The organism is Microcystis sp. LE19-8.1F, assembly GCF_027531715.1.
GTDB lineage: Bacteria > Cyanobacteriota > Cyanobacteriia > Cyanobacteriales > Microcystaceae > Microcystis > Microcystis wesenbergii_A.
On record NZ_JAPZSO010000188.1, the window covers coordinates 1 to 9,844 of the forward strand.

A 9,844-nucleotide genomic window follows, 5' to 3' on the forward strand; every position below is an offset into this window, starting at 1 on the left:
ATCGAGCGGCAAAAATAAACCATCCAATCGAAAAGCTAGTTGTTTAACTTCTTGGGAAGTAAATCGATAATTGCTTACGATAACATCGGGTCGTTCGATTAATTCAAAGAACGAATCGGGAAAATCGAGAAACATTCGATAGAATATGCTGTCAGTTTTCATGCTGTCACAAAATTACCTGTAATTTCCGCTTAATCCGCCAACAAAAGAGAATTAATCTATGATCATCCCATCGTTTCTGCAACCCGGTGCTAAAGTTTCTCTGGTGGCCACCAGTGGAGCCGTCAAGGAATTAGCCGCCCTAGAAAAAGGCGTAGAAATCTGGCGATCGAGGGGTTATCAAGTGGAATTTAGCGAGAATTGGGCCAATCGTCTCGGTTATCTCGCTGGTAGCGACGAGCAACGTCGTCAAGCTTTAGCCCAAGCATGGCAAGATGCCGATTGTCAAGCAATTCTCTGCGCTAGGGGGGGTTACGGTAGCGCTCGCCTCTTGGAAAATTGGACATGGGCAAAAACTAACCCCAAATGGTTAATCGGTTTTTCCGACGTGACGGGGATTTTATGGAGTTTAGCGAAACAGGGCATTTGTAGCGTTCACGGGCCAGTTTTAACCACCTTAGCCCAAGAAAGTCCCCAATCAATCGATCGCCTCTTTTCTCTCCTAGAAGGTCGTCCTTTAGCCCCTCTTGTCGGTCAAGGTTGGGGTGGGGGCAAAGTGCGGGGACGCTTATTACCAGCTAATTTAACCGTAGCCACCCATCTCCTCGCAACCTCGGTTCAACCCACCCTAGAGGGGGTAATTTTAGCCCTAGAGGACGTAACCGAGGCCCCCTACCGGATCGATCGAATGTTAACTCAGTGGCGAATGCTGGGCATTTTCTCCCAAATTAAAGGCATTGCCCTCGGTCGTTTTAGCCGTTGTCTGGCGGCCTCCGGCAGTGATAGTCAAACCGTAGAGGAAGTCTTAAAAGAGCGTTTGGGCGATTTAGGCATTGCGGTTATTGCTGAGTTACCTTTCGGTCATGATGGCGATAATGCCGCTTTACCAGTGGGAACAATGGTAGAACTGGACGGGGATCGGGGAATCTTAGAATTTTTCTATCCCTAATGATCCACTTTTTTGATAGTATCTTAGAGAAGTGTTAACAAATGTAACAAAAAATTAATTATAGATGAAAGTATTAGTTGTCGGTGCGACGGGAACCCTAGGGAGACAGATCGTGCGTCATGCCATCGATCAGGGACATCAAGTGCGTTGTTTGGTCCGCAGTCAGAGAAAAGCGGCTTTTTTGAAGGAATGGGGCGCGGAATTAGTCGGGGGAACCCTGCGGGATAAAAGTACGATTATTACTGCTTTAGAGGGAATGGACGCGGTGATCGATGCCGCTACTGCCCGGGCGACGGACTCAGCCAGCATTAAACAGGTGGATTGGGATGGTAAAGTTAATCTGATTCAAGCGGCCAAAACTGCCGGAGTCGATCGCTTTATTTTCTTTTCGATTCTCAATGCCGAAAAATATCCCAATGTGCCTTTAATGGAGATAAAACGCTGTACCGAGAAATTTCTGGCAGAATCGGGTTTAAAATATACAATTCTCCGTCCCTGTGGCTTTATGCAGGGTTTAATCGGTCAATACGCCATCCCGATGTTAGATAATCAAACCGTCTGGATCACGGGGGAAAGTACGGCGATCGCCTACATGGACACCCAAGATATCGCTAAATTCGCCGTTCGCGCTTTAGAAGTCCCCGAAACCGTCGGTCAATCCTATCCCGTAGTCGGCAGCAAAGCTTGGAAAGCTGAAGAAATTATCGAAGTTTGCGAGCGCCTATCGGGTAAAGAGGGGAAAATTTGGCGTTTACCCATGGGATTACTGCGTTTTATGCGAGGAATAAGCCGTTGTTTCCAATGGACTTATAATATATCTGACCGACTAGCTTTTGCGGAAGTTCTCGCTAGTGATCAAGCTCTTGATGCCTCCATGGCAGAAGTTTATCAAGTATTTGGCCTTGATCCGAGTCAAACAACTACTTTAGAATCCTATTTACAAGAATACTTTAGCCGCATTCTCAAGAAGCTCAAGGAAATCGACTTCGAGAAACAAAAAGCTCAGAAGAAGAAGAAAACTCCTTTCAAAAAGAAAGCGTGATTCAGCAGTAGGAAAATTTGTCAATGCCCAAAATCGGCATTATTTACAACGATATTAAGCCTATCGCTTGTAAAACAGCCCATCAGATACAAGATCAGCTACTTTCTTTAGGTTGGCAGGTGTTTATGGCCACCGGCAGCGGTGGCCTGCTAGGCCATTCTAAACCCTCTCGTCCAGTTTGTTTTACCCCGATCGATCAGTTAGTCCCCCCCCACTTCGAGCAAGATTTAAGTTTTGCGATCGTGTTGGGGGGCGATGGTACAGTCCTATCGGCGGCCCGGCAGTTGGCCACCCTCAATTTGCCCCTGTTAACGGTCAATACGGGACACATGGGCTTTTTGACCGAAATTTACCTAAATCAGCTTGAACCCGCCTTAGAACTGGTTCTAGAGGGGAATTACACCATCGAAAATCGCTCGATGATCACGGTGCGACTGTTTCGCGAAGATACCCTCCTCTGGGAGGCACTTTCTCTCAATGAGGTGGTCGTCCACCGGGAACCCCTCACCAGTATGTGTCATTTTGAGATTCAAATTGGTGAACACGCACCCGTCGATATCGCTGCCGATGGGGTGATTCTCTCCACTCCTACCGGTTCTACTGCCTATGCTCTCAGCGCCGGTGGCCCGGTAATAACTCCCGATGTGCCGGTATTACAATTAGCCCCCATTTGTCCCCATTCTTTAGCTTCCAGATCCTTGGTATTTTCTGACAAGGAAACTGTGAATATTTTCCCAGCAACTGCCAACAGGATGGTGATGGTAGTGGACGGTAATGGCGGTTCTTATATCTTGCCAGAAGATCGAATTAATGTGCAGAAATCGCCCCACCAAGTCCATTTTATTCGTCTGCAATCTACGGAATTCTTCCGCATCCTCCGGGAAAAATTGGGTTGGGGTTTGCCTCATATTGCTAAACCAACTTCGGTGGAATTACCTTAATCAGTGATCAGTGATCAGTGATCAGATGGTATTTTTCATTTCACTGATTACTGGTTACTGTTTACTGATAGCTGAATTTATGCTCTCTTTTCGTGCCAAGATAGCTTTTTATTTAGAGGATGTCACCACGGCGATCGGACTGACGGTAAATCTGCTTATCTTGGCATTAATTTTACTATCTTTGGGGATTTATGTGGCTCAAACCTATCCCTTATCCGCCATTTGGCAAATGTGGTTACGTCAGCTTGATTGGGGAATTTTAAGCTTATTTTCCCTAGAGTATTTAATTCGGTTTTGGTGTGCGGAATCAAAACTAGGCTTTGTTTTTAATATTTTTTCCATCCTAGATTTATTGTCAATTCTGCCTCTATTTTTTGGATTTTTTGATATTAGGTTTTTTAGAATTTTTCGCTGGTTTAGAATTTTGCGAGTGATTCGTTTTTTTGGTTCCGATCTTTCTATTTTTCGGATTAAAACTTCTGATCAAATAGTATTTACTCGCATATTACTAACTCTATTCTCGATTATTTTTGTCTATGCGGGTTTAATTTATCAGATCGAACACCCGATTAATCCTCAAGTCTATCGGACATTTTTTGATGCTTTTTACTTCGCCGTTGTGACTATGACTACCGTGGGGTTCGGGGATGTGACCCCCCTTTCTGATGGGGGCAAAATGGTGACAGTTTTAATGATTTTAACGGGAGTTTTGTTAATTCCCTTGCAAATTAGCACTCTGACTAAACAAATATTAAAATCTGGCACTCAAATTGATTATCCTTGTCCAGATTGTGGTTTACCCCGTCACGATATAGATGCCAATTTTTGTAAAAACTGTGGCGCAAAACTCTTAAAAAAACCTGATTGAGAGTAATTCTGGCCAAAGGGAGGGTGGGGATCTTTTCAGTGTTGCCAAAGGCACGGCGTAGCCGTCCAGTAAACAGTAATCAGTAATCAGTGAACTGAAAAGGCTCTCTTGGATATTGGCTGAAAAATGTTCACATTGTTACATTATGGGCGCAAGCAGTTCGATAAACTCACTGACCACGTTGCGCCCCTACATTGCACCTGTGTGATTGGTAGAGACCTATAGCCTACGCCCTTTCTTCGATAAGATTTGCTCATCACTATAACCCCAAGAGAGCCACTGATAACTGATAACTGATAACTGTCTCGGAGTCTCCTGACTCCTAACGACCGACGACCGATGGCCGACGGAATCATGACAATTTACAATTGCTTAATAATTGTTGCCACTGCCGTGATAATATGTCTTGTGGCTCACCTGAGCGTCATAGCTCGGAAAGCAATCCAGATATTGAGATTAGTCTATCGCTGATTTAGGTGTACCTTGTCTGACCCATCGATCGAATCTCCCCCAACCCCAGAAACCAACCCGCCGTCAGATCCGATGCGGGAATACTATCAACTACAAAACACCTTATTGATCACCACCCTGATCTTAAGCGGTCTGATCTTTATACCCGTGTGGCTGTTTTATTCCCTCAATACCGCCCTTAATTACCTATTAGGGGCAATGGTGGGAGTTGTTTACCTAAAACTCCTCGCCGGGGAAGTGGAAAAATTGGGGGTAACGAAAAATCGCGTGGGCAAAAAAGGATTAGCCCTATTCGCCGGATTAATCATCATCGCCAGTCGTTGGCAAGAACTGCACATAGTGCCAGTTTTTTTGGGGTTTTTGACCTATAAAGGGGCGATCATCGTCTATACCCTGCAAACCATCTTCAAGCTGGAGCAGAAAGCCGATTCCTAAACCCTTTGACCGTTAAAAATAACCCTGATTTGCGAACCCGAATCTCTCTAAGGTAGAAATGTTAGACAGTTTAAGTGTGCTTAATTTTTATAGCCTCGCTTCCCTGGAAGTGGGACAACACTGGTACTGGCACATCGGCGGACTAAAAATTCACGGGCAAGTGATCGCGGTCTCCTGGATCGTCTTCGCTATCTTAATCATCGCCTCGATCGCCGCTACCCGCAAAATCCAGAAAGTCCCTAGCGGTATTCAAAACCTCATGGAGTACGTTCTGGAATTTCTGCGCGATTTAGCCAAAAACCAGCTAGGAGAAAAGGAATATCGACCCTGGTTGCCCTTCATCGGCACCCTATTTTTATTTATTTTCGTTTCTAACTGGTTAGGGGCCTTGATTCCTTGGAAGTTAATCGAACTGCCCGAAGGAGAATTAGCCGCCCCCACTAACGACATCAATACCACGGTGGCGTTAGCCCTACTGACTTCCCTCGCCTACTTCTACGCAGGCATCAGTAAAAAAGGACTCGGTTACTTCGCTCACTACCTAGAGCCGATTCCCGTGCTATTACCGATCAAAATTTTAGAAGACTTTACCAAACCCCTCTCCCTCAGCTTCCGTCTTTTCGGAAACATCCTCGCGGACGAGTTGGTAGTGGCCGTATTAGTCTTCCTTGTCCCCCTAGTCGTACCCCTACCCCTGATGGCTCTCGGTTTATTTACCAGCGCTATTCAGGCCCTTGTCTTCGCCACCCTTGCTGGGGCCTATATCCATGAGGCCCTGGAATCGGAACACGAAGAAGAACACGCTTAAAAGCGAGGGACGAAAACAGAAAAATTTCTTAGGAAAAAGTGTCCAAATAATAGGATAATAACTAAGAAATTATTGGTCGAATTCAGGATGAGCAACTGAATTCTAGGATCGTTCTTTCCCAAAAACTCTTTCGGGAGTTTTGAGCAGAAAACCAGCCATTTTTTGAGGCTGAGAACGCGCTCTGTAAACAACAGATTGAAATTGATTAGTAAATAGAGGAAAAAATCACCATGAACCCCACAGTAGCTGCCGCTTCCGTTATCGCCGCCGCCCTCGCCGTTGGTTTAGCCGCTATCGGCCCCGGTGTTGGTCAAGGTACCGCTTCTGGAGAAGCTGTTTCCGGTATCGCCCGTCAACCCGAAGCTGAAGGAAGAATTCGTGGTACCCTTCTCCTCAGCTTGGCATTCATGGAATCCTTAACCATCTACGGTTTGGTTATCGCTCTCGTTTTACTGTTCGCTAACCCCTTCGCCTAATTAAAAAAGCAGTGGGCTATCAGCCCCCAGTCCCCAGCTTGGCAGCGGAGTTTTCAAAACTCTCAAAAAACGCCCAAGCAGCCAACTAAAAAATCTAGTTTTTGGGACGGAAGGCTGATAGCTAATTAAGGGAATTTTAGTGATTCCCCCTGACTGTTTATTGTTAAATCAGGGGGATCGTCTTCCTTTTTTGAACCTGCCTATAGCTTCTATTTATCAGGAATAAATCAATGTTTGATTTCGATGCCACCCTGCCAGTGATGGCACTACAGTTTATTCTTTTGGCAGTGATCCTGAACGCCGTTTTTTATAAACCCCTCAGTAAAGTTTTAGATGAACGGGCGGAGTATATTCGGCAAACGGAAGGCGGAGCCAAAGAACAACTAGCCAAAACCGAAGCACTGGTACAAGAGTACGAATTGCAATTAAGTTCAGCGCGTAAACAATCCCAAGAGATTATCGCCCAAGCGCAAGCCGAGGCCCAAAAACTAGCCAGCGAACGAGTTGCCGCAGCCCAAAAAGAAGCGATCGCTCGTAAAGAAGCCGTCGCCGCCGAAATTGCCCAACAGAAAGAAGAAGCCTTTCGTTCTCTAGAAGGACAAGTGGCCTCTCTTTCCCGTCAAATTCTCGAAAAACTCCTCGGCCCCGAACTCGTTCGCTAAACCCCAGCCATTGGTTAATAACAGTGATCAGTAAAAAGATAGAACTCAGTCATCAGGAGTTAGAAGACTGGAAACTTACCTCCGATAACTGATAACTGAACAACCTACTCCCCGCCCTCAATAATCATGATCATCGACACAATTTTATTATTAGCCACGGAGGCGAAGGAAGCGGCAGCAGAGGGATTCGGCATCAACACCGATATCTTAGGAACTAACCTATTTAACCTCTCGATTCTGCTCGGTTTAGTCATCTTCTACGGCCGCAAAGTTCTCGGACAAATCCTCGGAGAACGTCAGTCGAAGATTGCTGAAGCTTTAGCCGAAGCTGAAAACCGGAAAAATATTGCCGCTACCGCCCTCGCCGAAGAACAGAAAAAACTCGCCCTGGCAAAACAAGAGGCGGAAAAAATTATCGATAACTCTCGATCTAGAGCTAAAGCTGTCACCGCCGACATCGCCGCCCAAGCCGAACTCGATATTCAAAGAATGCGCGAAAGTGCCGCTAAAGATCTCTCGGCGGAACAGGATCGCGTTTTAGTAGAATTACGCCAAAGAATTACCGCTTTAGCCTTAGCTAATGTGGAATCCCAATTAAGCGCCGGCCTGGAAGAATCGGTACAACAAACCCTAATTGATCGCAGTTTGGCCAACCTAGGAGGTAAATAGATGCAGGGAAGTTTAATCAGTTCAGAAATCGCCGAACCCTACGCCCAAGCATTACTTTCCGTCGCCCAAAGCAGCGGACAATTAGAAGCGATCGGCGGCGAAATTAAATCCCTCTTAGAATTGTTGGAAAATGCCCCCGATCTAAGAGCTTTTATCGGCAATCCCGTCATCAAAGAAGAAGCTAAAAAAGCCGTTCTTTCCCAAGTAATGGGGAGCAGCGCCAACCCCTATTTAACTAACTTCATGATGTTATTGGTCGATAAACGTCGGATTCAATTTTTAGAACCCGTTTGTCAACAATATCTCACCCTGGCTAGAGTGCTGACTAACACCGTTTTAGCGGAAGTTTCCTCGGCCACCGAATTGAACGATAGCCAAAAACAAATCGTCATCGACAAAGTGAAAACCCTAACCGGGGCAAATGTGGTCGAACTGAAAACTAAAGTTGATGCCAGCCTCATCGGTGGTGTGGTGATCAAAGTCGGTTCTCAGGTCTTTGATGCCAGCATTCGCGGTCAACTACAACGCCTCAGCCTCTCCCTGCGCTAAGGTCATCTAATCTCCCTTTTTTGCCGTTTTTTCACCTCCCAATTTTTTACCTTTTCCCAGATTAAACTATGGTAGCTATCAGACCCGACGAAATTAGCACGATTATTCGTCAACAGATCGAATCCTATAACCAAGAAGTACAGGTCTCCAACGTGGGAACCGTCCTACAAGTAGGTGACGGTACTGCCCGCATCTACGGCCTACAACAGGCCATGTCGGGAGAACTATTAGAATTTGAAGATGGAACCGTCGGCATCGCCCTTAACCTCGAAGAAGATAACGTCGGTGCAGTGTTAATGGGTGACGGTTTCGGGATTAAAGAAGGCGGTACGGTGAAAGCTACCGGTAAAATCGCTCAGGTTCCCGTGGGTGAAGCCTTAGTCGGCCGCGTGGTTGATGCTCTCGGTCGTCCCATCGACGGGAAAGGGGACATCCTCGCCAGCGAAACCCGTCTGGTGGAATCCCCCGCCCCCGGTATTGTCGCTCGCAAATCCGTCTGTGAACCGATGCAAACCGGCATTACCGCTATCGATGCCATGATTCCCGTCGGTCGCGGTCAACGGGAGTTAATTATCGGTGACAGAAAAACTGGTAAAACAGCGATCGCCATTGACACGATCATTAACCAGAAAAGCGAAGACGTGATCTGTGTCTATGTCGCCATCGGTCAAAAAGCCTCCACCGTCGCCCAAGTAATCGACACCCTCACCCAAAGAGGCGCCATGGATTACACCGTGGTGGTGGCCGCTAACGCTAACGACCCCGCCACCCTCCAGTATATCGCCCCCTACACCGGAGCTTCGATCGCCGAATACTTCATGTATAAAGGCAAAGCAACCCTAGTTATCTACGATGACCTCACCAAACAGGCTCAAGCTTATCGTCAGCTATCCCTGCTCATGCGTCGTCCTCCCGGTCGGGAAGCTTACCCCGGCGACGTTTTCTATCTCCACTCCCGTTTACTAGAGCGCGCCGCTAAACTCAGCGATGCCCTCGGTGGTGGTAGCATGACCGCCCTGCCGATTATCGAAACCCAAGCCGGTGACGTTTCTGCCTACATTCCCACCAATGTAATTTCGATTACTGACGGTCAGATCTTCCTCTCCACCGACCTCTTTAACGCTGGTTTCCGTCCCGCTATTAACGCTGGTATTTCCGTATCCCGCGTGGGTTCGGCGGCCCAAACGAAAGCGATGAAGAAAGTTGCCGGTAAATTAAAACTAGAATTAGCCCAGTTTGACGAATTAGAAGCTTTTGCTCAATTCGCTTCTGACCTTGATGCGGCCACCCAAGCACAACTGGCTCGCGGTCAACGTCTGCGTCAAATCCTCAAACAACCCCAAAACTTCCCCCTCTCCGTTTGGGAACAGGTCGCAGTGGTTTATGCCGGTTTAAACGGTTATCTCGACGATATCGCCACCGATAAAGTTATCGATTTCTGCGCCGGTTTACGCGAATACCTGAAAACCAGCAAACCTCGCTACGTTGAGATCGTCAGCACTGAAAAACAACTCAACGACGAAGCGGAAGGCCTGCTCAAAGATGGCATCAATGAGTACAAACAGGCTTTCAAGTAAACTTCTGTGAGCTTTAAGCTGTCAGCCTTTTCAGTTATCAGTGACCAGTAAACAGTGATCAGTAAACAGTGATCAGTAAACAGTAATCAGTAAACAGTAAGTAGGGAGGCACAATTATTTGTAGGATGGGTTAGCGGTAGCGTAAACTATGCGGGCGTTGGGTTTCATGCTTCAACCGTTCGGACCTCGGCGTGAGCTTTTGTCGAACGCAAAAGCTCACGGCCGAAGCCCAACCTAC

Annotated in this window: 12 protein-coding genes; 11 read left to right on the forward strand and 1 reads right to left on the reverse strand. The window is 46.8% G+C overall.

The features are described from left to right. Positions 1–162, reverse strand: a 162-nt coding sequence (locus tag O9334_RS17625; protein ID WP_288001516.1) for a DUF2887 domain-containing protein, incomplete at its 3' end; no start/stop codon positions are given. Between the two features lie 58 nt (positions 163–220). Here O9334_RS17625 and O9334_RS17630 point away from each other — a divergent pair. From O9334_RS17630 to atpA, 11 genes are all read left to right on the forward strand, one after another. Further along, positions 221–1,108, forward strand: coding sequence for a S66 peptidase family protein (locus O9334_RS17630; RefSeq protein ID WP_288001508.1), 888 nt, complete (start codon positions 221–223; stop codon positions 1,106–1,108). A 64-nt stretch (positions 1,109–1,172) separates the two neighbouring features. Then, entirely contained in the window at positions 1,173–2,150 is a 978-nt protein-coding gene (locus O9334_RS17635; protein ID WP_288001511.1) for an SDR family oxidoreductase, read from the forward strand. A gap of 23 nt (positions 2,151–2,173) precedes the next feature. Next, on the forward strand, positions 2,174–3,091 hold the full coding sequence (locus O9334_RS17640; protein WP_045360739.1) for an NAD(+) kinase: 918 nt from the start codon (positions 2,174–2,176) through the stop codon (positions 3,089–3,091). A gap of 79 nt (positions 3,092–3,170) precedes the next feature. Further along, complete coding sequence (locus tag O9334_RS17645; protein ID WP_045360740.1) at positions 3,171–3,959, forward strand: ion transporter; 789 nt, start codon at positions 3,171–3,173, stop codon at positions 3,957–3,959. 543 nt (positions 3,960–4,502) lie between these two features. After that, positions 4,503–4,865, forward strand: coding sequence for an ATP synthase subunit I (locus tag O9334_RS17650; RefSeq protein ID WP_002739749.1), 363 nt, complete (start codon positions 4,503–4,505; stop codon positions 4,863–4,865). Between the two features lie 58 nt (positions 4,866–4,923). Continuing rightward, entirely contained in the window at positions 4,924–5,673 is a 750-nt protein-coding gene (gene atpB / locus O9334_RS17655) for a F0F1 ATP synthase subunit A (protein WP_002739857.1), read from the forward strand. Between the two features lie 230 nt (positions 5,674–5,903). Continuing rightward, positions 5,904–6,149 carry an ATP synthase F0 subunit C gene (gene atpE, locus O9334_RS17660; protein WP_002740068.1) on the forward strand — a complete coding sequence of 82 codons (246 nt, stop codon included), beginning with the start codon at positions 5,904–5,906 and terminating at the stop codon, positions 6,147–6,149. A 230-nt stretch (positions 6,150–6,379) separates the two neighbouring features. Next, complete coding sequence (locus O9334_RS17665; RefSeq protein WP_002769600.1) at positions 6,380–6,811, forward strand: F0F1 ATP synthase subunit B'; 432 nt, start codon at positions 6,380–6,382, stop codon at positions 6,809–6,811. A 126-nt stretch (positions 6,812–6,937) separates the two neighbouring features. Beyond that, positions 6,938–7,480, forward strand: a complete 543-nt coding sequence (locus tag O9334_RS17670) for a F0F1 ATP synthase subunit B (RefSeq protein WP_002800069.1) — start codon at positions 6,938–6,940, stop codon at positions 7,478–7,480. Continuing rightward, positions 7,481–8,029 carry an ATP synthase F1 subunit delta gene (gene atpH, locus O9334_RS17675; protein ID WP_045360743.1) on the forward strand — a complete coding sequence of 183 codons (549 nt, stop codon included), beginning with the start codon at positions 7,481–7,483 and terminating at the stop codon, positions 8,027–8,029. 68 nt (positions 8,030–8,097) lie between these two features. Beyond that, on the forward strand, positions 8,098–9,606 hold the full coding sequence (gene atpA, locus O9334_RS17680) for a F0F1 ATP synthase subunit alpha (protein ID WP_002795849.1): 1,509 nt from the start codon (positions 8,098–8,100) through the stop codon (positions 9,604–9,606). Positions 9,607–9,844 lie beyond the last annotated feature (238 nt).